The 24,358-nt window shown below is 65.1% G+C and carries 19 protein-coding genes; 11 read left to right on the top strand and 8 right to left on the bottom strand.

Annotated elements, in window-relative coordinates:
• Positions 1-39 precede the first annotated feature (39 nt).
• From CK221_RS05140 to CK221_RS05165, 6 genes are read left to right on the top strand one after another with little or no spacing between them, the layout of a single operon-like run.
• Complete coding sequence (locus CK221_RS05140) at positions 40-897, top strand: xanthine dehydrogenase family protein subunit M (protein ID WP_066996167.1); 858 nt, start codon at positions 40-42, stop codon at positions 895-897.
• A complete protein-coding gene (locus CK221_RS05145; RefSeq protein WP_095776933.1) occupies positions 894-3,647 on the top strand; it encodes a molybdopterin-dependent oxidoreductase in 2,754 nt (917 codons plus the stop codon). Before CK221_RS05140 ends, CK221_RS05145 begins: the two co-directional genes overlap by 4 nt.
• Positions 3,644-5,185, top strand: a complete 1,542-nt coding sequence (locus CK221_RS05150) for a 6-hydroxynicotinate reductase (protein WP_095776934.1) — start codon at positions 3,644-3,646, stop codon at positions 5,183-5,185. The genes CK221_RS05145 and CK221_RS05150 overlap by 4 nt, the downstream gene beginning before the upstream one ends.
• Positions 5,185-6,066 (top strand): hypothetical protein, encoded by an 882-nt coding sequence (locus CK221_RS05155; protein WP_095776935.1) that lies wholly within the window; start codon positions 5,185-5,187, stop codon positions 6,064-6,066. The genes CK221_RS05150 and CK221_RS05155 overlap by 1 nt, the downstream gene beginning before the upstream one ends.
• A complete protein-coding gene (locus CK221_RS05160) occupies positions 6,059-6,643 on the top strand; it encodes an amino acid synthesis family protein (protein WP_095776936.1) in 585 nt (194 codons plus the stop codon). The genes CK221_RS05155 and CK221_RS05160 overlap by 8 nt, the downstream gene beginning before the upstream one ends.
• Entirely contained in the window at positions 6,640-7,101 is a 462-nt protein-coding gene (locus tag CK221_RS05165; RefSeq protein ID WP_095776937.1) for a MarR family transcriptional regulator, read from the top strand. Before CK221_RS05160 ends, CK221_RS05165 begins: the two co-directional genes overlap by 4 nt.
• Here CK221_RS05165 and CK221_RS05170 read toward each other — a convergent pair whose 3' ends face one another.
• On the bottom strand, positions 7,102-8,808 hold the full coding sequence (locus CK221_RS05170) for a hydantoinase B/oxoprolinase family protein (RefSeq protein ID WP_095776938.1): 1,707 nt from the start codon (positions 8,806-8,808) through the stop codon (positions 7,102-7,104). It abuts the gene before it with no gap.
• Positions 8,809-8,810: 2 nt separating this feature from the next.
• Positions 8,811-10,883 (bottom strand): hydantoinase/oxoprolinase family protein, encoded by a 2,073-nt coding sequence (locus CK221_RS05175; RefSeq protein ID WP_095776939.1) that lies wholly within the window; start codon positions 10,881-10,883, stop codon positions 8,811-8,813.
• Between the two features lie 220 nt (positions 10,884-11,103).
• On the opposite strand from CK221_RS05175, the gene CK221_RS05180 reads away from it, so the two are divergent.
• From CK221_RS05180 to CK221_RS05200, 5 genes are all read left to right on the top strand, one after another.
• Positions 11,104-11,931 (top strand): ferredoxin--NADP reductase, encoded by an 828-nt coding sequence (locus CK221_RS05180; RefSeq protein WP_066996144.1) that lies wholly within the window; start codon positions 11,104-11,106, stop codon positions 11,929-11,931.
• Positions 11,932-12,073: 142 nt separating this feature from the next.
• Positions 12,074-13,123, top strand: a complete 1,050-nt coding sequence (deoC, locus tag CK221_RS05185) for a deoxyribose-phosphate aldolase (RefSeq protein ID WP_095777094.1) — start codon at positions 12,074-12,076, stop codon at positions 13,121-13,123.
• Positions 13,124-13,288: 165 nt separating this feature from the next.
• On the top strand, positions 13,289-15,664 hold the full coding sequence (locus tag CK221_RS05190; protein WP_095776940.1) for an aldehyde dehydrogenase family protein: 2,376 nt from the start codon (positions 13,289-13,291) through the stop codon (positions 15,662-15,664).
• Between the two features lie 201 nt (positions 15,665-15,865).
• Entirely contained in the window at positions 15,866-16,597 is a 732-nt protein-coding gene (locus CK221_RS05195) for an SDR family oxidoreductase (protein WP_095776941.1), read from the top strand.
• A 239-nt stretch (positions 16,598-16,836) separates the two neighbouring features.
• Complete coding sequence (locus tag CK221_RS05200) at positions 16,837-17,682, top strand: fumarylacetoacetate hydrolase family protein (protein ID WP_095776942.1); 846 nt, start codon at positions 16,837-16,839, stop codon at positions 17,680-17,682.
• Positions 17,683-17,863: 181 nt separating this feature from the next.
• Here CK221_RS05200 and CK221_RS05205 read toward each other — a convergent pair whose 3' ends face one another.
• The 6 genes from CK221_RS05205 to CK221_RS05230 all read right to left on the bottom strand — a co-directional run bounded on the left by CK221_RS05205 (position 17,864) and on the right by CK221_RS05230 (position 24,162).
• Positions 17,864-18,862, bottom strand: coding sequence for an ABC transporter ATP-binding protein (locus CK221_RS05205; protein WP_095776943.1), 999 nt, complete (start codon positions 18,860-18,862; stop codon positions 17,864-17,866).
• A 15-nt stretch (positions 18,863-18,877) separates the two neighbouring features.
• Positions 18,878-19,939, bottom strand: a complete 1,062-nt coding sequence (locus CK221_RS05210; protein ID WP_095776944.1) for a Gfo/Idh/MocA family oxidoreductase — start codon at positions 19,937-19,939, stop codon at positions 18,878-18,880.
• On the bottom strand, positions 19,936-20,775 hold the full coding sequence (locus CK221_RS05215) for a carbohydrate ABC transporter permease (protein WP_066996124.1): 840 nt from the start codon (positions 20,773-20,775) through the stop codon (positions 19,936-19,938). The genes CK221_RS05210 and CK221_RS05215 overlap by 4 nt, the downstream gene beginning before the upstream one ends.
• An 8-nt stretch (positions 20,776-20,783) precedes the next feature.
• The gene (locus tag CK221_RS05220) at positions 20,784-21,713 is read right to left on the bottom strand and encodes a sugar ABC transporter permease (protein ID WP_066996121.1); all 930 of its coding nucleotides are present in this window, start codon (positions 21,711-21,713) and stop codon (positions 20,784-20,786) included.
• 228 nt (positions 21,714-21,941) lie between these two features.
• Positions 21,942-23,201 carry an ABC transporter substrate-binding protein gene (locus CK221_RS05225; protein WP_095776945.1) on the bottom strand — a complete coding sequence of 420 codons (1,260 nt, stop codon included), beginning with the start codon at positions 23,199-23,201 and terminating at the stop codon, positions 21,942-21,944.
• Between the two features lie 52 nt (positions 23,202-23,253).
• Positions 23,254-24,162 (bottom strand): N-acetylmuramic acid 6-phosphate etherase, encoded by a 909-nt coding sequence (locus CK221_RS05230; protein WP_095776946.1) that lies wholly within the window; start codon positions 24,160-24,162, stop codon positions 23,254-23,256.
• Positions 24,163-24,358: the final 196 nt, after the last annotated feature.

Below are 24,358 nucleotides of genomic sequence, written 5' to 3' on the forward strand. Positions count from 1 at the left end.
AGATTCCCTCGGAAAGGCCCCTTTCTGGGAAGGCAAAGCGTGATCCGTTACGCGAAACCCACCACGGTCGACGAGGCGCTCGCTCTGCTTGGCGAGGACCGCTGGCGCATTCTGGCCGGCGGCACCGATTTCTATCCGGCGCAGGGCGCGAAACCTTTCCGCGACAACATTCTCGACATCAATGGTCTCGCCGGACTGCGCGGCATCGCCGAGACGGACGACTATTGGCGGATCGGCGCCCGCACCACCTGGACCGACGTCGTGCGCCACAAGCTGCCCAGGGCGTTCGATGCGCTGAAGGCGGCCGCGTGCGAAGTCGGCTCGGTCCAGATCCAGAACGTCGCGTCGGTCGCCGGTAATCTCTGCAACGCTTCGCCCGCCGCCGACGGCGTGCCGGCGCTGCAGGTGGTCGATGCCGAAGTCGAATTGCGGTCGGCGAAAGCCACGCGCTACCTGCCGCTTGGCGGGTTCATTCTCGGCAATCGCCGCACGGCGCTGCAGCCGGACGAGATGGTTACCGCTATTCGTGTGCCGAAACGTTCGGCTGTCGGCTCGTCCGCCTTCGTCAAGCTTGGCGCGCGGCGTTATCTCGTGATCTCGATCGCCATGGCGGCGGCGCGTCTCGTGATCGAAGATGGCGTGGTCGCCGATGCTGCTATCGCTGTCGGCGCCTGCTCCGCCGTCGCCCGTCGTCTTGCCGGCGTCGAGGCGGCCCTGCGCGGCCAGCCGGTTACCGCCGCGCTCGCCGATGCGGTGCTGTCCGCGCCGATCGACGAACTGTCGCCAATCGCCGATGTGCGCGGCAGCGCCGAATACCGGGAGCATGCGGCGCGCGAGATCGTTGTCCGCGCAGTGTGCGCTGCGACCAGCCTTGGCGAAGGCAAGGTGGCCGCATGACAATGGAGCGCACCGATATTGCCTTCGAGGTCAACGACGCGGCTGTCAGCGTGTCGGTGCCGCCGGTGCGGCGGCTCTCGCAGGTTCTGCGCGACGAGTTGCGGCTGACCGGCACCAAGGTCGGCTGCGACGCCGGCGATTGCGGCGCCTGCACCGTGCTGGTCGACGGCAATCCCGTCTGCGCCTGCCTTGTGCCGGCGGCCTCGGTCTCCGGCGCGTCCGTCATCACGGTCGAGGGCCTCGCCAACGGCAGGTTGTCGGCCTTGCAGGCCTCATTTCTCGAACACGGCGCCGCGCAATGCGGCATCTGCACGCCGGGGCTGCTGGTGGCGGCTACCGCGCTGCTGGAGCGCAAGCCAAGGCCGAGTGAGGCCGAGACGCAGGATGCGCTCGGCGGCGTGCTCTGCCGCTGCACGGGGTACCGGAAAATCGTCGCGGCGGTGATGCATGCCTCGCAGCATATGGATGGTTTCGACCGTCGCCTGCCGGAGGTCGGCCGCGCCGTCGGCGCCTCGCCGATCCGGCTCGACGGCGTGCCGAAGGTTACCGGCGACGAAAAATTCGGCGGCGATTCCTTTCCGCACGACGCGCTGTCGGTGCTGGTCGTCCGCTCGCCCTACTATCACGCCGGTTTCAGCTTCGGAGATCTCGACGCCTGGGCCAAAGCGCATCCCGGCATTGCCGGCGTCTTCACCGCCGCCGACATTCCGGGCAAGAACTGCTTCGGGGTCATCGGCCCCTTTGCTGATCAGCCGGCCCTCGCCGAAGGTTTCGCGCGCCTTCGCGGCGAGGCGGTCGCGCTGGTGGCGGGCGAGCGCGAAGCCATCCTCGACCTCGACCTGACGGATTTTCCGATCGCCTGGACGGAACTGCCGCATGTGTTGCAGCCCCGCGAAGCGAAAGCCGACGGCGCGGCGCTGATCCACCGGCATCGCCCGGCGAACCTGCTCACCTCCGGCTATGTCGAACATGGCGACCCCGACGGCGCCCTTGCTGCCGCTGCTGTCACCGCCTCCGGCGCCATCGAGACTTCCTTCGTCGAGCATGCCTATATCGAGCCGGAGGCGGGCTTCGCCTACATGGATGGCGACACGCTCGTCATCGTCGCCTGCACCCAGGCGCCCTACATGGATCGCGACGACACGGCCAAGGTGCTAGGCCTCCCGGTCGAAAAGGTGCGCATCGTGCCGACCGCCACCGGCGGCGGCTTCGGCTCGAAGCTCGATGTCTCGCTGCAGCCTCTGATCGGCCTTGTGGCGCTGAAGACCGGCAGGCCGGCGGCACTCGCCTACACGCGCAACGAATCCATGATGTCGACCACCAAGCGCCATCCGGCCGAGATGAAGGCGACCATCGGTGCCGATTCCGAGGGCCGCGTCACCGGAATGATCTTTGAGGGCGACTTCAACACCGGCGCCTATGCAAGCTGGGGCCCGACGGTTGCCAACCGCGTGCCGGTGCATGCCTCCGGTCCCTATCAGACGCCGCACTACCGGGCGACGGGCAGGGCCATCCATACCAACGGCCCGATCGCCGGCGCCTTCCGCGGCTTCGGCGTGCCGCAAGCGACCATCATGCAGGAAACCCTCTACGACGAGCTCGCCGGCAAGCTTGGCATGGATCGGCTCGATTTCCGGCTAAAGAACTGCCTTCGGAACGGGTGCGAAACGGTCACAGGCCAGCGCCTGGAATCGGGCGTGGGCATCGGTGAATGCCTGAAGTTGCTTCAACCGCATTGGGCGCGCGCGCTTGGCGAGGCGGAAGCCTTCAACGCCGTCAACACGGCAAGCAAGCGCGGCGTCGGCGTCGCCTCTTGCTGGTATGGCTGCGGCAACACTTCGCTGCCCAATCCTTCGACGATCAAGGTCGGCATCTCTGCCTCCGGAGATGTCGTGCTCCACCAGGGCGCCGTCGACATCGGCCAAGGCTCGAACACGGTCATCACCCAGATCTGTGCCGATGCGCTCGGCTTGCCGTTGGCGAAATTCCGGCTGAAGAGCGCCGACACCGCCATCACGCCGGACGCCGGCAAAACATCCGCCTCGCGCCAGACTTTTGTGACCGGCAAGGCGGCCGAAAAGGCAGGCCGAGCGCTGCGCGAAAAGATCCTGCGTTTCGCCAATGTTTCCGAGAAGGCGACGATCGCGCTCGACGGCGCAAGCATCTCAATCCGCGAGGGGGACGCGACGCGGCGCATCGATCTGTCAACACTGAAGGTCGATGCCGATGGCGTGGTGTTCGTCGCCGAAGAGACCTACGATCCGCCCACGCTGCCGCTCGACGCCAAGGGCCAGGGCAAGCCCTACGCCGTCTATGGTTATGGCGCCCAGATCGCCGAGCTCGAGGTCGATCTCAAGCTGGGCACGGTGAAGCTGCTCAAGATCACCGCCGCGCATGATGTCGGCAAGGCCATCAACCCGGTACTGGTCGAGGGGCAGATCGAGGGCGGCATCGCGCAAGGCATCGGCATGGCACTGATGGAGGAATATATCCCCGGCCGCACCGAGAACCTGCACGACTACCTCATCCCGACCATCGGCGACGTGCCGCCGGTCGAGCACATATTGGTGGAAGTTCCGGACCCGGAAGGACCTTTCGGCGCCAAGGGTTTGGGGGAGCATGTGCTGATCCCGACCGCGCCGGCGATCCTCAACGCTATCCGACATGCCACCGGCGTGCTGGTCACTAAAGTGCCGGCGACGCCGAGCCGCATCCTGGCGGCGATCCGCGAGAAGGAGGCGCGCCGATGAGCGAGCTTGCCGAACGTTTCGAAACCCACGATCCCGGTGAGAAGCAGGTGGCGGAGAAGATTCGATGCGATGCCTGTCCGGTGATGTGCTACATCGCCGACGGCCGCACCGGGGCCTGCGACCGTTACGGCAATGTCGGCGGGCGCATCGTGCGCATGGACCCTCTCACCGTCCTCGACCACGCGGCCGAGACCGGCGGCGCGGTCGTGCCATTCGTCGCCGAGGGCGAGGAGTGGGGTGGCGAGCTGGTCAACACCGGCCGCCGCTTCGTCACCGCGATCGGCGCCGGCACCACCTACCCGGATTACAAGCCCGCACCTTTCATCGTCAGCCAGGAGGTCGAGGGCGTCGATCTCGTCACCGTCGTCACCGAGGGCATCTTCTCTTATTGCGGCGTCAAGGTGAAGATCGATACCGACCGCCACATCGGCGACGAGACGGCGACCGTGCGCTCGGAAGGCGAGGCGATCGGCCACGTCACCACTGGCGAGTATGGCTCGCAGATGCTGTCGCTTGGCGGCGTGCATCACTTGACCGGCGGCTCCAAGGCTGAAGGCCGCGCGACTTGCGACGCGCTTCTCAACCTCTGCAACAGAAAGCCGGTCGAACTCACCATCGACGGCGGTGCGACGGTCATTGTCGAGGCTGGCAAGGCGCCGGTCATCGACGGCAAGATCGAGCATCGCATGCGCGTCGGCTGCGGCTCGGCCACCATCGGCATGTTCGCCACGCAATGGCGCGGGCTCGTCGACGAGGTTGTGGTGGTTGACGACCATATCACCGGCGTCGTGTCGGAACATCAGGCCGGCAAGGTATTGGGCTGGGAGGATACCGGGATAAAGATCATCGGCCGCCGCTCGACGCCCGGCCGCTACTTCAAGGTTTCGGAGCCCGGTCTCGGCTGGGGCGGCACGACGATCTCCGATCCGCTGTCGATCCTGGGCGATTGGAACGCCAAGAAGGGTGCTCGCCCCGGCCTGTCGCTGCTGATGGTCTCGACCACGGGCGAACAGTTCGCTTACTACGAACTGGACGATCAGTTGAAACCGGTCGAAAAACCGTTCCCGGAGCGGCTGCAGAAATCCGTCGGCCTGATCGAGGACAATTGCGAGCCGGCCCTGTGCACCGTGCTCTTCATCGGCGGCGCCGGCGGCTCGCTGCGCGCCGGCGTCACCGAAAACCCGGTCAATCTCACCCGCTCGGTTCAGGGCCTGAAGACCTATGTCACGGTCGGCGGCGCGCCGGTCTATGTCTGGCCGGGCGGCGGCATCACTCTGATGGTCGATGTCACCCGCGTGCCGGAAGGCGCATTCGGCTATGTGCCGACGCCGGCGCTGGTCGCGCCGATCGAATTCACCATGCGCCGCGACGACTACGTCCGGCTCGGCGGTTACGAGAAGGAAATCCGCAGCGTCGAGGATATCCTCGCCAAAGGCGGCGAGTACCTTAATCCGCGCAGCAATGCCGGCGCGCCGGCCGGCAATCCCTGGCCGCCGTTGGCGCAATTGCGCCGCACCCCGGCCAATGGGGCCGACTGATGAACGGTCCGCAGGCGCATTGGCTCGCCGACGGCAGGCGGCTTCATCTCAATCACGGGCCGATCGACCTCATCGTCGAGGCCTTTGGCGATGCAGCTGAACGCCGCGCCGGCTGCGTGCAGGCCGTCGCGCGCTTCCAGACGATTCTGACCGAACTGGTCAAGGAGCTTCCCGAATTGCGCCGTCCGGCGTCTCTGCCGCCGTGCGGCTTTGCAGGCCCGACCGCGCGGCGCATGGAGGCCGCGGTCGCACCGCTCGCGGAAAGCTTCATCACGCCGATGGCTGCGGTCGCCGGTTCGGTAGCCGACGAAGTTCTGGCCGCGCTTCTCGCCGGACGCCTGCTCGAGCGCGCCTACGTCAACAATGGCGGCGACAGCGCCATTCATCTCGGTAAGGGCGAGACAATAACGCTGGCGATCGCCGGCACCGGGCACGGCATGGCCGACCGGATCACGATCCGCGCCGAAGACGGCGTGCGCGGCGTCGCCACCAGCGGCTGGCGCGGCCGCTCCTTTTCGCTGGGCATCGCCGACGCGGTCACCGTGCTGGCACGGACCGGCGCCGAGGCGGATGCCGCGGCGACGCTGATTGCCAACGCGGTCGACCTGCCTGGGCATCCGGCGGTTCATCGCGTGCCCGCGCGGGACCTTTCACCCGACAGCGATCTCGGCGAACGGCTGGTGACGCAGGGCGTCGGCGGGCTAGCGCCCGGCGAGGTGGCCCGGGCGCTGGACAACGGCCTTGCCGTCGCCGAAAATTTTCGCCGGCGCGGCCTGATCGCCGCGTCGGCGCTGTTCCTTGCCGGCCAAACCCGCATCAGTGGCTCCGTGGCGCTCGCCGCGCCCAACAAGCATAAAGCGAAGGAAACTGCCCATGCCTGAATTCCCGATCCGCAAGGTCGCGGTGCTGACCGAGGAGATCTTCCACGATGGCGGCGCCGTGGCGAAGGAGCCGCGCCTGCGCGCCGCGGCTCTCGCCGTGGTCAAGAACCCGTTTGCCGGTCACTATGTCGAGGACCTGCAGGGCGCAATGGAAGACCTGAAGCCGCTCGGGCTCTTGCTTTCCGACAGGCTGATCGCAGCGCTTGGCGGCGATGTGAAAAAGATCGACGGTTACGGCAAGGGCGCCATCGTCGGCAGTGCCGGCGAACTGGAGCACGGCGCGCTCTGGCACGTGCCCGGCGGCTACGCCATGCGCGAGCGGCTCGGCGACGCCAAGGCGATCGTGCCGTCGGCGAAGAAGGTCGGCGCCTTCGGCGCACGGCTCGATGTCCCGCTCGGCCATATCAACGCCGCCTATGTGCGCAGCCATTTCGACGCGATGGAAGTCGGCATCAGCGACGGCCCACGTCCCGACGAGATCCTGTTCTGTCTCGCCATGACCTGCGGCCCGCGCGTCCACAACCGTATGGGCGGCCTTGCGGCCGGAGACATCAAGGCTTGGGACGGCTTGAGATGAGCGGCGAGGACAATCTGCTGCGGCTGGTCGAGGCCGAAGAGCTGGACGAGAACAACTACCATCTGCAGGACCAGGTCGGCTTCATCCTGCGCAAGGCGCATCAGCGCCACGTCGCGATCTTCGCCTCGCACATCGGGGATTTGACGCCGCCGCAATTCGCCGCTCTCGCCAAGCTCTACGACATCGGCGAGACCTCGCAGAACCAGCTCGGCGCGCTGATCGCCATGGATGCTGCGACCGTAAAGGGCGTCATCGACCGGCTGAAGGCGCGCGGGCTGGTCGAGCTTTCCAAGCACGAGGTGGACAAGAGGCGGCTGCTGGTCAATCTGACGGCTGAAGGCCGCGAGGCGATCGAGCGGCTGATCCCGCTTGCGCGCACCATCACCGAGGAAACGCTGGCGCCGCTGACGGCCAAGGAGGCCTCAACCTTCCTGCGGCTGCTGGCGAAGCTGGCCTGATCAAACCTCCGGATCGACCCCGAACATCTCCTTGGCCTGCTCAGGCGTATAATAGCCGAGCCGGACATCCTCGGCGATCTGTTTCGGATCACGCTCGCGCGGATCGCCATAGCCGCCGCCGCCGGGCGTGCCGACACGCACGCGGTCGCCGGCCTTGAGCGCAATGTCCTGCTCTTTCGACAGATGCGGCGGCACATGCGCTTCGCCGCCCCGGAACACGGTCACGCTGTTCGGCGCGCCGTCCCTGCCGCCAAGCGCGCCTTGCGGCCCGAAACGGCCATGGTCCATAACGAACGACGCGCGGGCTTCACCGCGCAGGATCTCGACCTCGTAGGCGAGCCCGAAGCCGCCGCGATGTTTGCCGGCGCCCCCGGAGCCTTCGCGCAGCGCGTAATGGCGGTAGAGCACCGGGAACGCCTGCTCCATGATTTCGACCGGCGGCGATTTCGATATGCCGATGGTCGAGCATCCATTGCTCAAGCCGTCATGGCCCGCATTGCCGCCATAGCCGCCGCCGGAGATCTGGTACATGACATAGTCGCGGCCGCGCGCCGGGTCGTTGCCGCCGAGCGCGAAATTGCCGCTGGAGCCGGCGGGCGCCGCTGTCACCTTTTCTGGCAGCGCCTGCACCATCGCGGCGAACACCGCTTCCGCGATGCGCTGTGAAACCTCCGCCGCGCAGCCCGAAACCGGACGTGGGTATTTGGCGTCTAGGAACGTGCCCTCCGGCCGCTTGACGTTCAGCGGCTCGAAGGCCCCGGCGCTGATCGGCACCTCCGGAAAGATATGCCGCATGGCGAGATAGACCGACGACAAGGTCGTCGCCAATACGCTGTTCATCGGCCCGGCGCATGGCTTCGATGAGCCGGCAAAGTCGAAGGTCAGCGAGTCGCCCTCTTTCTCGACGGCGAGATTGATGGTCAGCGGCTCGTTCACCACGCCGTCGGAATCGACGAAGGCCTGCGAGCGGTAGGTGCCGTCCGGGATAACGGCGATCGAGGCGCGCATCTGGTCGGCGGCGCGGCGGCGCAGTTCGGCGATCGCCTCGACGACGGTTTCGTCGCCGTAACGATCGAGGATTTCATTGAGCCTGTCCTGGCCGATCAGCAGTGCCGCAGCCTGCGCACGGATGTCGCCGATGCGCTGGTCGGCGACGCGGATGTTGGAGCAGATGATGGCGTAGATCTCGGGATCGAGCAGGCCCTTCTTGAACAGCTTCACCGGCGGCAGCCGCAGACCTTCCTGTTCGACGGCGGTGGCCGAGGCCGAGAAGCCGCCAGGCACCGCGCCGCCGATGTCCGGCCAATGGCCGGTGTTGGACAGCCAGCAGAAGATTTTGCCGTCGCGGTAGACCGGCATGACGAAGCGCACGTCCATCAGATGCGTGCCGCCGAGATAGGGGTCGTTGACGATGTAGATGTCGCCGGGCTCAGGGGCCAGGCAGCGTCCGTCGGCGATCATCTCGATCACCGTCTTGGTCGAATACTGCATGACGCCGACGAACACCGGCAGGCCCTGGCTGCCTTGCGCGATGAGCGAGCCGTCGACGGCGGAATAGATGCCGTCGGAGCGGTCATTGGCCTCGGCGATGACCGGCGAGAAGGCGGCGCGGGAAAACGTCAAATCCATCTCATCGCAAACTTGCTGCAGGGCGGCCTGCAGCACCGAAAGCGTGATCGTGTCGAGCTTTGCCCCTTCGACTGCCATTGTCAGGCCTCGCCGATGTCGATGATGATGTTGCCGTCGGCGTCCGAACGCGCATGATCGCCGGGCTCAAGCACGGTGGTGGCGTCCATCTGCTCGAGGATCGCCGGTCCCTCGATTGTTGCGTCGAGCGGCAGCCTTTCGCGCGCATAGACCGGCGTGTCGTGCCAGCGCCCGCTGTACCAGACCGGCCGGATCTCGCGCCGCGCCTCCTCCAGCGTCGCCGCGCGTCCTGCCGGGTCGATCAGCTGAGACAGGTCGATCTGCGGCCGCACACCCGTCACCGAGGTGTTGAGGTTGACGAGATTGGCGCGGATCTCCGGCAGTTCGACCTTGAAACGCGCGAAATAGGCTTTTTCGAACAGCTGCTGCAGCGTCGTCCGTGAAACCGAGGATGACGGCAGCGGCACGTTGATGATGTGCGTCTGGCCGACGAATTGCATGTCGGCGGAGTGGGTGACGCGGATTGCATCGGGCTTCACCGCTTCCTTGCCGATCAGCGACTCGCCTTCGTTTCGGTGCCGTTCCAACAACTCGCGAAGCTTTGCTTCGTCGAGGCTCGCTACCGGCTGGTTGACCGTATTGACGAAGTCGTGCCTGAGGTCGGCGACGACGCAGCCGAGCGCGTTGGTAATGCCGGGGCGTGCCGGCACCACCACCTTCGGCAGGCCGAGTTCTCGGGCCAGCGCCGTCGCGTGCAGCGGCCCGGCGCCGCCGAAGGCGAACAGCGCGAAATCGCGCGGGTCGTGGCCGCGCGACACCGATACCATGCGAATGGCGCCCGCCATCTTCATGTTGCCGAGCCTCAAGATGGCACCGGCCGCCTCGACGCCGGAAAGGCCCGTGTGCCTGCCGATTCTGTCCTCGAAGATTGCGGTGACGCGCTCGACAGTGACCGGATTGTCGACCGCAAGCAGCTTCTTCGGCGCCAGCCGCCCGAGCACCAGATTGGCATCCGTGATGGTGGGTTCCGTGCCGCCGCGCCCGTAGCAGATCGGGCCGGGATTGGCACCGGCGCTTTCCGGACCGATCTGGATCAGGCCGGCGGCGTCGACGCGCGCGATCGAGCCGCCGCCGGCGCCGACGGTGTGCACCGCCACCATCGGCACGTGGATCGGCATCGCATATTCGATCTCGATCTCGTTCGAGACCGCGGGCTCGGCGTTGCGGATCAGCGCCACGTCGGTCGAGGTGCCGCCCATATCGTAGGTCACCAAGTTGGCGAAGCCGGCGCGCTTTCCCGTGTAAGCGGCGGCGATGACGCCGGAAGCCGGACCGGACATGACGGTCTTTGCCGATTCCTGCGTGACGAAGCGGGCCGAGATCATGCCGCCATTGCCGTTCATGATCAGGAAGTCGCGCGCATAGCCTTTCGCCGCGAGCTCCTTGCGCAGCCGCTCGACATAGCGCTCCAGGATCGGCTGCACCGAGGCGTTGACCGCCGCCGTCACGCCGCGTTCGAATTCGCGCGCCTCCGAAAGCAGCGCATGGCCGGTGGTGATGTGGCCGTTCGGCCAGAGCTCCGCCGCGATCTCGGCCGCGCGCCGCTCGTGCGAGGGGTTGGCGTAGGAATGCAGGAAATGGATGACGAGCGACTCGCAGCCGGCGTCGAGCAGCTTTTTCACGGCATCGCGCATTTCGGCCGCGTCGAGCGGCAGGCGAACCGCGCCGGACGCCTCGACGCGCTCCGACACTTCGAGCCGCAGATCGCGCGGAATGACCGGCACGAAGGTGCCCGTCATGCCATAGGCTTGCGGCCGCGTGCGCCGTCCAAGCTCGATCACGTCGCGGAAGCCGCGCGTCGTGATCATGCCGGTCCTGGCCAGCCGGCGCTCCAGCACGGCGTTTGTGGTGGTCGTCGTGCCGTGCACGATGAGGTCGATGCCCTCGACCGGAAAGCCGGTCGCGCCAAGTGCGGCGACCACGCCGAAGGCCTGATTTTCCACCGTCGTCGGGGTCTTGGCGATGTGCACCTTGCCGCCGGCCTTGCCGTCGATCAGGAGCAGATCGGTGAAGGTTCCCCCAACATCGATGCCGGCAACCACGCTTCCCGCCGACGCCGAAAATTTCTCATTCATTGCCGAAACCCGAAATGCCAGGACTACGGATATGCCTCGGTTTGGAAAGCCGTTTTACGCTGCCATCTTGACCTGAAGATCATTTGTATACTAATAAATTCCGGACACAAGAGCTTACCGCTTGGCAGTGTGCAGAGAGCACGTCGGAACCTGACCGTTCGGGCGCGCATGAGCAAGTTTGGCGCCAGCGCCTCGCGTCCGCGCCGGAAAGTTGGGTTTGATGAACACGACATCCGCGTTGAACCTCGCCGGCGCAAAGCCGCTGCAGTTCCCGATCCCGGCCAATGTCTATGCCGAGACCGTGGTGTCGGTGAAGCACTACACCGACCGCCTGTTCTCGTTCCGCATCACCCGCCCGCAGTCGCTGCGCTTCCGCTCCGGCGAGTTCGTCATGATCGGGCTGCCCAATGCCGAGAAGCCGATCTTCCGCGCCTATTCCGTTGCCAGCCCCGCCTGGGACGACGAGCTCGAATTCTTCTCGATCAAGGTCCCGGACGGTCCTCTGACCTCCGAGTTGCAGAAGATTGAGGTCGGCGACACCGTCATCATGCGCCAGAAGTCGACCGGCACGCTGGTGCTCGACGCGCTGACGCCTGCAAAGCGCGTGTTCATGATCTCGACCGGCACCGGCATTGCGCCTTTCGCCAGCCTGCTGCGCGACCCCGACACCTATGAGAAGTTCGATCAGGTGATCCTCACCCACACCTGCCGCGACAACGCCGAGCTCACCTACGGCCAGGAACTGGTGGCTGCGCTCGAGACCGATCCGCTGATCGGCGAGCTGACCGGCGGGCGTGTCACGCTCTACAATTCGACGACCCGCGAGGAGTCGGCGCGCATGGGCCGGATCACGGCCCTGATCGGCTCGGGCAAGTTTTATTCCGACCTCGGCATCGACAAGCTCAATCCCGAGACCGACCGCATCATGATCTGCGGCTCGATGCACATGCTGAAGGACGTCAAGGAGCTCGCCGAAAGCCTCGGCTTCCAGGAGGGCTCGCTCAGCCACCCCGCCAGCTTCGTCGTCGAGCGCGCCTTCGTCGGCTGAGGCGCGTCTCCCAGTGTTTTGACCATGCGGTCAAAAACCTACTGCTTTTGCCGCCTTTTTCCGCTATGAGCCACTGAAGGACTCGTGAAGGACAACTTCGCGGGCTATCTTCGGTGCACGTCGCTGAATGAAAGGGCAGGAGATGAGCAGCACCATCCGCGAGGCCGGCGCAGGCGCGTCCAAGATCATGCCGCTGCCGGCGCGTGCCGCCGCCAACACGCCGATGCCGCTGGAGCACGGCATTGCCCGCAATCCTGGCATGAAGCTGGACCTCGGCTTCCTCGAATCCGTGCGCAGCGTCAACCGCTCGGCGCTGGAGCGCCGCGTCGCGACCCTCACCAAGCGGCGCTCGATCAAGGCCGACAACCAGGCCGCCTGGCTGCTGCGCGCGATCGCCTGCATGGACCTGACCACGCTGAATTCCAACGACACCGACGAGCGTGTGCGCCGGCTCTGCGCCAAAGCGATCAATCCGCTGCGCCGGGATATCGTCGAGGGCCTCGGCATCGCCGACGAAACGATCCGCCCCGCGGCGATTTGTGTTTACCATCCCTTCGTGGCCACGGCCGTGGATGCGGTGCGTGGCACAGGCATCCATGTCGCGGCCGTCTCCACAGCGTTCCCGCACGGCCTTGCGCCGCTCTCGACCCGCCTGCAGGAGATCGAGGCCTCGGTGAAGGACGGGGCCGACGAGATCGACGTCGTCATCCCGCGCGGGCTGGTTTACGGCGCCAAATGGCGCGAACTGTTCAACGAGATCGTCGCCATGCGCGCCGCCTGCGGCGAAGCCCATCTCAAGGTCATCCTAGGCACGGGCGATCTCGCCACCCTGCGCAACGTCATGCTGGCCTCGATGGTGGCGATGATGGCGGGCGCCGATTTCATAAAAACCTCGACCGGCAAGGAAAGCGTCAACGCCACGCTTCCCGTTGGGCTTGCGATGGTGCGCGCCATCCGCGCCTATTTCGAGGAGACCGGCTATCTGATCGGCTTCAAGCCGGCGGGCGGCATTTCCACCGCGAAGGTCTCGCTCGACTGGCTGGTGCTGATGAAGGAAGAGCTTGGCCGGCCCTGGCTCGAGCCGCAGCTGTTCCGCTTCGGCGCCTCCAGCCTGCTCACCGACATCGAGCGCCAGCTCGAACATCATTTGACCGGCCACTATTCGGCCAACCATCGCCACGCGATGGCGTGAGCCAACCCCTCCCCCTTGCGGGGAGGGTCGCCGCGAAGCGGCGGGGTGGGGGTCGAAAAACAAATCTGCCTGATCCATGCACCAGACCATCAGCCATTCACCCCCACCGCGATCGGCTTCGCCGATCGGCCCTCCCCACAAGGGGAAGGGTAAAGGAGCGACCCCATGAACATCCTCGAACGCTATCGCGCCATGGAGTACGGCCCGGCGCCGGAAGCCCGCAACGAGGCCGACGCCTGGCTCGCCGGCCGCGATTTCTCCAGGGCGCTGTTCATCGACGGCGCCTGGAAGGCGGCGGCAAGCGGCAAGACTTTCGATACCAGCGAGCCGTCCTCCGGCAACCTGCTGGCGAAGATCTCGGATGCCGGCGCCGGCGACATCGACGCCGCGGTTGCGGCGGCCGCAAAGGCGCTGCCGAAATGGTCGGCATCATCGGGCTACGCCAGAGCGAAAGCGCTCTATGCCATCGGCCGCGCCATGCAGCGCCATCAGCGCCTGTTCGCAGTGTTGGAATCGGTCGACAACGGTAAGCCGATCCGCGAGAGCCGCGACATCGACGTGCCGTTGGCCATCCGCCACTTCATCCATCATGCCGGCTGGGCGCAGACGCTCGAGAAGGATTTTCCCGGCCACAAGCCGGTCGGCGTCGTCGGCCAGGTCATTCCGTGGAACTTCCCGCTGCTGATGCTGGCCTGGAAGATCGCGCCCGCGCTCGCGGCCGGCTGTACGGTGGTGCTGAAGTCGGCCGAATTCACGCCGCTCACCGCCATACTGTTCGCCGAGATCTGCGAGCGCGCCGGCGTGCCGAAAGGCGTCGTCAACATCGTTCAGGGCGGACCGGAGGCGGGTGCCGCCATCGTCAACCATCCGGGCGTGCAGAAGATCGCCTTCACCGGTTCCTCCGAGGTCGGCAAGATCATCCGCAAGGCAACCGCCGGATCGGGCAAGAAGCTGTCGCTGGAGCTCGGCGGCAAATCGGCCTTCGTCGTTTTCGAGGATGCCGACCTCGACAGCGCCGTCGAGGGACTGGTCGACGGCATTTGGTTCAACCAGGGCCAGGTCTGCTGCGCCGGCTCGCGGCTCCTGGTGCAGGAAGGCATCGTGGAGGCCTTCATCGCCAAGGTCAAGGTCAGGATGAGCCGCCTGCGGGTCGGCAGCCCGCTCGACAAGAACACCGACATCGGGCCGCTGGTCGACCGCACGCAGCTCGACCGCGTCAAGGGCCTGATCGCCGAGGGCGCCAGGCAGGGCGCCACTTGCTGGCAGCCGGACGCTGCCTTGCCGACGACGGGCTACTATCACTTGCCGACGCTCGCCACCTCTGTTTCGCCGGCTAATATCCTGGCGCAGGAGGAGGTGTTCGGGCCGGTGCTGGCGACAATGAGCTTCCGCAACACCGAGGAGGCGGTCGAGCTGGCCAACAACACGCGTTACGGTCTCGCCGCTTCGGTGTGGAGCGAGAACGTCAATCTCGCTTTGCATGTCGCGCCGCAATTGAAGGCGGGCGTCGTCTGGGTCAACGGCACCAACATGTTCGATGCGGCCTGCGGCTTCGGCGGCTATCGCGAAAGCGGCTTCGGTCGCGAAGGCGGACGCGAAGGCATGTTCGAATATCTTGCCGCCAAGCTGCCGGTCGGCCCCGCCATCAAGCCGGCCGCAGTCGGCTCAGCGCAGGTCGTCGAGCAGGCTGACGGTATGGCCATCGACCGCACGGCAAAGCTGTTCATCGGCGGCAAGCAGGTGCGTCCGGACGGCAACTACGCGCTGGCCGTCGCCACCGCCAAGGGCAAGCTTGCCGGCGAAGTCGGTCTTGGCAACCGCAAGGATATCCGCGACGCGGTCGCCGCCGCGCGCGCCTGCAAGGCCTGGCCGGACGCGACGGCCTTCAACCGCAGCCAGGTGCTCTACTACTTCGCGGAAAACCTTTCGGGCCGTGCTGATGAGTTCGCTGCACGCCTTGTCCAACTCACCGGCGTGACGGCGAAGGCAGCGCGCGAGGAGGTAGAGCAGTCCATCGAGCGGCTGTTCCTCTATGCCGGCCTCACCGACAAGTTCGAGGGCCGCGTCCACCAGCCGCCGGCCCGCGCCGTGACGCTTGCGCTGCACGAGCCTGTCGGCGTCGTCGGCATCGTTGCGCCGGACAATCAGCCGCTCCTCAACTTCGTCTCGCTGGTGGCGCCGGCGCTCGCCATGGGCAACGCCGTGGTGGCCGTGCCGTCCGAGCGTCACCCGCTTTTAGCCACGGATCTCTACCAGATCATCGAATATTCCGACATTCCGGCCGGCGCCATCAATATCGTCACCGGCCGCAGCGCCGAGCTCTGCGGCGTTCTGGCCAAGCACGACGACGTCGATGGGCTCTGGGTGTTTGCCGATGCCGACACCTGCGCCAAGGCGGAGGTCGATTCCATCGGCAACCTCAAGCGCGTCTGGACCGGCAATGGCCGCAGCCTCGACTGGACATCGAGCGAGGCGGCTGGCGAGGCCGTCCTGCGCCGCGCCATCGAGGTCAAGAACGTCTGGGTGCCTTACGGCGACTAAGCGCGTTCCAGACCGGGTCTGGTTTGACGACACTCGCGCCGCAAATTCGGCGCGTTTGCCGCAGGCTTCGAGGCTTGACGCATCGGCATGTGTTCTTTAACCAGAAAAAACAATTGGCCTACGGAATAGCGGTCAGGCTCGCCTGGCACATTGCATCCCGTCTGGCCGCCACTAAGAAAGCTTGCGACACCGGAGGGAAGCATGGCGGATCTGGCAGGCAAAGTGGTCGTCATCACCGCGGCGGCGCAAGGCATTGGGCGGGCGAGCGCGCTGGCTTTCGCCAAGGCCGGCGCCACCGTTCATGCCACCGACATCAACGAGCAGCTTTTGGCCGAACTCGGCAAGACTTCCGGCATAAAAACCCGCAAGCTCGACGTGCTCGATGACGCGGCCGTCACATCGGCCTTCGCCGAGATCGGCACGGTCGATGTTCTGTTCAATTGCGCCGGCTTCGTCCATTCGGGGTCGATCCTCGAAATGACGGATGCCGATCTCGACTTCGCCCTGAATCTCAATGTCCGCTCTATCATCCGCACCATCCGCGCCGTGCTGCCCGGCATGCTGGAGCGCGGCGACGGCTCGATCATCAACATGGCATCGCTGGCAAGTTCGCAGAAGGGCGTGCCGAACCGTTTCGTCTACGGCCTGACCAAGGCGGCGGTCGTCGGCCTCACCAAGGCGGTGGCCGCCGACTATGTGGCTGAGGGCATCCGCTGCAACGCCATTTGTCCGGGCACGGTCGAAAGCCCGTCGCTGCAGGACCGCATGCATGCGCAGGGCGATTATGAGGCGGCGCGCGCCGCCTTCATCGCCCGCCAGCCGATGGGAAGGCTGGGCACGCCGGAAGAAATCGCCGATCTCGCCGTCTATCTGGCGGGCGCCACCTACACTTCGGGGCAGGCCTACAATATTGATGGCGGCTGGTCGATCTGACGCCCGTTTCGAAAATTGGGGGCGGTTCGCAGTGGTAGTGGGCGAACAGGAAGATCGGATCGGGTCTACGCGTTCATCGGAAGCATCGAAAAGTCTGAAAAATCCAGCCTGCCGACCGACTGCGCGGAGTCCGCGCTTGCGGGGTACCAGGCTGATGGCTAGGGTCCGCCCGATTTTCGCATGAGGTCGTGGCGGAAAGTTTTGCGAATCGGTCTTTGGCCGCAAGGTGGAGAGAAAAGATGAAGTTGCTGCGCTATGGCGAGGTGGGAAGCGAGCGTCCCGGCCTGCTCGATCAGGATGGCACGATCCGCGACCTTTCGGCCTATGTCGCCGACATCGCCGGCACGGCGCTGCATCCGGCTTCGCTGGAGATGCTGTCGAAGCTCGATCCGAAATCGCTGCCGGCTGTTTCCGGTAGCCCACGCATCGGCGCCTGCGTCGCCGGCACGGGGAAATTCATCTGCATCGGCCTCAACTATTCCGACCACGCTGCCGAGACCGGCGCCACAGTGCCGCCGGAGCCGATCATCTTCATGAAGGCGAGTTCGGCTATCGTCGGGCCGGATGACGACGTGCTGATCCCGCGCGGCTCGGTCAAGACCGACTGGGAAGTCGAACTCGGCGTCGTCATCGGCAAGACGGCGAAGTATGTCAGCGAGGACGACGCGCTGGATTATGTTGCCGGCTATTGCGTTGCGCACGACGTTTCCGAGCGAGCCTTCCAGGCCGAGCGCCAAGGCCAGTGGACCAAGGGCAAGTCCTGCGACACGTTTGGCCCGATCGGCCCCTGGCTGGTGACCGCCGATGAGATCGCCGACCCGCAGAACCTCAAAATGTGGCTGACGGTCAACGGCAAGACCATGCAGAACGGCTCGACCAAGACGATGGTCTACGGCGTGAAATATCTGGTTTCCTATCTCAGCCAGTTCATGTCGCTGCATCCCGGCGACATCATCTCCACCGGAACGCCGCCCGGCGTCGGGCTGGGCATGAAGCCGCCGGTGTTCCTGAAGGCCGGCGACGTCGTCGAGCTCGGCATCGAGGGCATGGGCCAGCAGAAGCAGACCTTCAAGGCGGACGAGTAAGCGCAGACCTCACCTTCTCCCCTTGTGGGAGAAGGTGGCGGCGAAGCGGCCGGATGAGGGGTGTTGGAACGATCTCCGCGTTGCAGAAGTAAGCGTCGCACTCCGGTGGAGCACCCCTCATCCGTCTCGGCGCTGCGCCCCGATCCACCTTCTCCCGCAAGGGGAGAAGGGGAGGCCGGCGCTACTTCAACACCCTTGCATCTGCCCCGAACCGATACGTCTTCGCCGGATCCGGCGTTGCATAGAGCGTCGCGCCCGGTTCGGCATTGTAGACGCCGAAGATCCGCACGGTGAGCAGCCCGGCCTTCTCGCAGTCGAGATAGAGATTGGTGTCGGCGCCGAGATGCTCGGCATGCACCACCGTGCCTTTCCAGGCGCCGGATTTTGCATCGACGGTCAGATGTTCCGGGCGCACGCCGACGGTCTTCGCCGTCTCGCCAAGCTTGGCGCCGTCGATGAAATTCATCTTCGGCGAGCCGATGAAGCCGGCGACGAATTCATTGGCCGGCGCATTGTAGAGCTCCATCGGGCTGCCAATCTGCTCGATGCGGCCGGCATTGAGCACGACGATCTTGTCGGCCAGCGTCATCGCTTCGACCTGGTCGTGCGTGACGTAGATCATCGTTGCCTTTAGCCGCCGGTGCAACTGCGCGATCTCCAGCCTGGTGTTGACGCGAAGCGCCGCGTCGAGGTTGGACAGCGGCTCGTCGAACAGAAACAGTTTCGGTTCGCGCACCACGGCGCGGCCGATCGCGACGCGCTGGCGCTGCCCGCCCGACAGCTCCGCCGGCCGCCGCTCGAGATAGGGCTCGAGCGACAGCATCGCGGAAGCGATCTTGATGCGGCGCTCGATCTCGGCCGAAGGCGTGCCGGCCTGTTTCAGGCCGAGCCCCATATTGTTCTTCACCGTCAGATGCGGATAGAGCGCGTAGGTCTGGAACACCATGGCGATGCCGCGTTTTGCGGGCGGCGTGACGGAGACGTCGTCGCCGTCAATCACCACGCGCCCGGAGGTCGAATCCTCTAGCCCTGCGATCACGCGCAGCAGCGTCGACTTTCCGCAGCCGGACGGGCCGACGAAGACGACGAATTCGCCGTCATTGACCTCGAGGTCGATGCCCTTCAGCACCTCGACCGGCCCGAATGCCTTCTTCACGTTCTCGATGTTCAGCGAGCCCACGGCTTCGTCCTTGTTCTAGAGTTTGATTGGCGCGCCGGTGCGCACGCTCTGGTCGGCGGCGAGGCAGACGGCGAGCGACTTCACCGCGTCCTCCATGTGGCGGGTCAGGTCGATGTCCTCGCGGATGGCCTTGAGCAGGAAGGCTTGTTCAAGATCGCAGAGTTCCTGGTGCCCCGGCTCGCCTTCCATCGACAGCAGTTCGTCCTCTTTGATGAACTTTCCGTCCGGCCCGGTCGCGGCGCTGTGCAGGCGGATGGTCGACGTCTTGGTGTGCGTGTCGATGTCGTCGGACTTAACGCCCTCCTTCATGACGATCGACACAGAGCCTTTGGGCGACATCACGTCCTTCACGAAGAAGGCGGTCTCCGAAACCATCGGTCCCCAGCCGGCCTCGTACCAGCCGACCGAGCCGTCTTCGAACAGCACCTGCAGGTGGCCGTAATTATACATCGAGGGCGCCACTTCATCGCTGAGCCGCACGCCCATGCCGCGCACCTCGACCGGTCTGGCGTCGGTGATCTGCAGCATCACGTCGAGATAATGCACGCCGCAATCGACGATCGGCGGGGTGGTCTGCATCAACTGCTTGTGCGTTTCCCAGCTGTGGCCGGAGGACTGCTGGTTGAGGTTCATGCGGAATACGTATGGCCCGCCGAGCTTGCGCGCCTCGGCGATCAGCCGCATCCAGGACGGATGGTGGCGCAGGATATAGCCGATCACCAGCTTCCTGCCGTTGGCTTTGGCGGCATCGACGACGCGCCTGGCGTCCGCCACCGTGGTCGCCAGCGGCTTCTCGACGAAGACATGGCAGCCGGCCTCGAACGCCCGCACCGCATAGTCGGCGTGGCTGTCGGAATAAGTAGCGATGGCGGCGACGTCCGGTTTCTCGTCGCGCAGCACGTCCTCGAAGGAGCGCCTGATGCGATAGCCCGCGAGCCCATCCGGCAGCGGCACCTCGGAACGGTTGACGAGCGCGGCGATCTCGAAGCCCGGATTGGCGTGATAGGCCAGCGCATGGCTGCGGCCCATATTGCCAAGGCCGGCGACGACGACGCGAAGAGGCTGTTCTGCACTCACTTGACGGCTCCTGACGTGATGCCGCGGATCAGCTGCCGCGAGAAGATGACGTAGAGGATCAGCACCGGCAGGATCGCCAGCGAGAGCGCCGCCAGGATCGCGTTCCAGTTGGTGACGAACTGGCCGAGGAAGAGCTGCGCGCCGAGCGTCACCGTCTTGGTCTCTTCCGACGGCGCCAGGATCAGCGGGAACCACAGGTCGTTCCAGATCGGGATCATGGTGAAGACGGCGACCGTCGCCATCGACGGGCGCACCAGCGGCAGCACCAGCCGGAAGAAGATCGTGTACTCCGACAGCCCGTCGATCCTGCCGGCGTTCTTCAGGTCGTCGGACACCTGCTTCATGAACTCCGACAGGATGAAGATGGCGAGCGGCAGGCCTTGCGCGGTGTAGACCAGGATCAGCGCGGTCAGCGTGTTGACCAGCCCGCTCGCCACCATCAGCTGCAGGATGGCGACGGTGCCGAGGCGGATCGGGATCATGATGCCGAGCGCGAGATAGAGCCCCATCATCGTGTTGCCGCGGAAGCGGTATTCCGACAGTGCGAAAGCGGCCATGGCGCCGAACAGAAGCACGAAGAACAGCGAGGCGACCGTGACGACGAGGCTGTTCTGGAAATAATGCAGAAAGTCGCCCTGGCCGAACACGGTGGTGTAGCCGATCAGGTCGAAGGTTTTCGGCGTCGGCGGCGTCAGCGGCGCGCCAAAAATGCCGGCGCGCGACTTGAACGAGTTCATGATGACCAGGATCACCGGGAACAGCGCGATCACCGTGTAGGTCAAAAGAACGGCATGGGCGCCGATGGTCCGGGGAAGCGAATGTGTTGCGGTGCTCATGGCGCGCCTCAGAACTGATAGCGACGCAGGCGCGTCTGGACGAGAAACAGGTAGACGCAGACGCCGGCGAGGATGATCAGGAACATGATCGTGGCGATCGCGGCACCCATGTTGGGATCGCCGACCTGCAGCTGGAAACCGAAGAAGGCGCGGTAGAGGAAGGTGCCGAGGATGTCGGTCGAATAATTCGGACCGGCGAGCGCCCCTTGCGCGGTGTAGATCAGGTCGAAGGCGTTGAAATTGCCCACGAAGGTCAGGATCGAAATGATGCCGATCGAAGGTAGGATCAGCGGCAGCTTGATCTTCCAGAACTGCGCCATCCCGGTGACGCCGTCGCATTCGGCGGCCTCGATCACCTCGTCGGGGATCGACAGAAGCGCTGCATAGATCAGCATCATCGGGATGCCGACGAACTGCCAGACCGAGACGAGGCTGAGCGCGGTGAGCGCATATTGCTCTTTGCCGAGCCAAGGCGTGAACAGGCTCTTCAGCCCGACGAAGTCGAGCAGATGCGGCGCCACGCCCCAGATCGGCGAAAGGATCAGCTTCCAGGCAAAGCCGACGATGACGAAGGACAGGATCGTCGGCACGAAGATCGCGGTGCGATAGAAGGCGGCAAACCGCAGTCTCGGGCTGGAGAGAAGCGCCGCCAAGAGGATGCCGATCGGATTCTGCACCAGCATGTGGATGATGAAGAACCAGACATTGTTCCGCAGCGCGTTCCAGAAATTCACCGACCAGTTGGGATCGCCGAACAGCGTGTGGAAATTGTCGAACCCGACGAACACTTGCGCCTGGTTGATGTTGCGGAACAGGGAAAGCTGCAGGGTGCCGAACAGCGGCAGGATCATGACTGCCGTGTAGACGAGCACCGCCGGCGCCAGGAAGACGCCGATATGCCAGCGGATCGGTTTCTTGGGTCGTGTTTGTGCGGCCATGAGTTCGGTCCCCGCCGTCTCTCGGTTCCAGGTCGATGGTGCTTGGCTGATGCCTCGATGCACGGCGGCCTGACTGTCCCCATGATGCGAGGGACAAGGCCAGCGACAGTGCGGCTTCGTCTTCCCGCAAGGGTGAGGGTAAGACCGAGAGGCGGCGCCGACAATCGCTATCTAGATCTGTCCGAAGGCCGGCCGGGCAGCGCCCGGCCGGTTCGAATGGCTAAAGCCTTACTTCGCCGGCTTGTACCAGCTGTCGAGGCCGTCCTGCAGCTTCTTGGCCGCGGCTTCCGGCGTGTCGGTGCCGTTGATCACGTTGGCCGATTCCACCCAGGTCTCGTTCTCGAGGTTCGGCGTGCCGCGCGACAGGATCTGGTAGGTCGAGCGGATCGTCGACTTGCACTTGCCACGCCAGGAGACGAATTCCTGCGCCAGCGGGTCCTCCATCTTCACCGGCGTGTTGTTCAGGCTGAAGAAGCCCGGCAACGCATTGGCGTAGATGTTGGCGAAGTCCGGCGAAGCGACCCAGGACAGGAACTTCTTGGCTTCTTCCGGGTGCTTCGAGGCAGCGTTCAGGCCCATGCCGATATCGGTATGGTCGGAGATGTAGCAGGTGTCGCCGGCCTTCTGCACGGGCGGCGGGAAGGCGCCCATCTTGAACTGCGCCTGGGTGTTGAACAGGCCGATCTCCCAGGAGCCGGCCGGGTAGATGGCGGCGCGGCCGAGCGTGAACAGGTTCTGGCTGTCCGGATAGGTCTGCGCCTCGAAACCGTCGCCGAGATAGGGCTTCCACTTGGCCAGTTCCTTGTAGGGTTCGACCCACTGCGGATCGGTCAGCTTCTGCTCGCCCTTGATCAGCGCCTGACGGCCTTCCTCGCCCTTCCAGTAGTTCGGGCCGATGTTCTGGTAGCCCATGGTCGCGGCTTCCCAAAGGTCCTTCGTGCCCATCGCCATCGGGATGTAGGTGCCGTCCGCCTTGATCTTGTCGAGCACGGCATAGAACTCTTCATTGGTCGTCGGCACCTTGAGGCCGAGCTTGTCAAAGGCGTCCTTGTTGTAGATGAAGCCGTGGATGACCGAAGCCATCGGCACGCAGAAGCTCGACTTTCCGTCGTCGGTCTGCCAGGCGGCCTTGGCGACTGGAGAGAAGTTGTCCATGCCGGGCAGCGACGAGAGGTCGGCGAGGTTGCCCTTCTTGAACAGCTCAAGCGACTTGTCGAAGGGGCGGCAGGTGATCAGGTCGCCCGCCGAGCCGGCAGAGAGCTTGGCGCCGAGTGCCGCGTCATACTCGGTCGGCGCCGAGGGCGCGAACACCACCTTGATGCCAGGGTTCTTGGCTTCGAAGGCCGGGATCAGCTTGTCCTTCCAGATGGTCAGGTCGTCGCCGCGCCAGCTCTCGATGTTGAGCGTGACGTCTTCGGCAAGGGTCATCCCGGTGGTGCCGAGAATGCTCGTGCCGATGAGAAGTGCCGTCAGTAGTTTGGTCGTCATGTCCAGTCTCCCTGTTGACCTTTTTCAGGTTCGGTTTTGATGAGAACAGCGGCTAGCGCGCCTTGCTCCCCTCGATCGCGGAAAGCGCCGGCCTGAGCTTCTGGCCGGTTTTTTCCAGTATCTTCTCGGCCGCATCGGCATTGGCAGCACCCGCGGCGAGCAGAATGGCAGTCTTGACGCGGCCGCCGCTCTCTTCGAGCAGGCGCGCCGCATCTTCGCGGCTGCGTCCGCTGATGGCGGCCACCATGCGCACCGCGCGGTCGCGCAGCTTGATGTTGTCGGCGGCGAGGTTGACCATGTAGCCGTCATGCACATGGCCGAGATGGACGGCAGCGAGCGTCGACAGCATGTTGAGCGCGATCTTCTGGGCTGTACCCGCGCCCATGCGCGTCGAGCCGGCGATCAGCTCCGGCGGCGTCTCGAGCAGGACGGCGACGTCGGCCTCACCGAACAGCGTCGCGCCCTTGTTGTTGGCGATCGCGATCGTCGCCGCGCCCCGGCGCCGCGCATCGCCGATCGCCTGGACGGCATAGGGCGTCGAGCCACTGGCCGAGATGGCGATCAGGCAGTCGCCCTTGCCGATATTGGCATTCGCGACGGCTGCCGCGGCTTCCTCGGTATCGTCTTCCGGTCCGCCGGCAAGCGTGCGGAACGCCGCGTCGCCGCCGGCGATCAGGATGGCGATGCGGTCACGCGCGATACCGAATGTGCCGGGAAGTTCCAGCGCATCGGCGACAGCCATCAGGCCGGAGCTGCCGGCTGCCGCGTAGGCGAGCCTGCCTCCACCCTTCAATTGTCTGGCGACAAGTTCGGCGGCCTCGGCTATGGCCGGGATGGCGCCGTGCACGGCCTTGGCGGCCTCGATCTGCGCATTGGCGAGGAATGAAAGGATGGCATCCGGGGTCTGGACATCCAGCCCCGCGGCGTTCTGATGAAGCGCTTCCGTGCGCGTCTCGACCATCCGCTTTCCTCCAACTGATCGAACAATACCAAAAAAATACCACTTGTCCACATCCCTCATCGCGTTTTCATGCCCCGGAGCGCACCGGGGTCAAATTTCCATGTCTTTCAATCAAATACGCCTTAATCTTTTTTGAACCGAAATTAACGCTTGGCTATTGGTATTTTATTGGTATTATCCGCGACGAGGAGAAAAT

The organism is Mesorhizobium sp. WSM3868 (genome assembly GCF_002294785.1).
GTDB lineage: Bacteria > Pseudomonadota > Alphaproteobacteria > Rhizobiales > Rhizobiaceae > Mesorhizobium.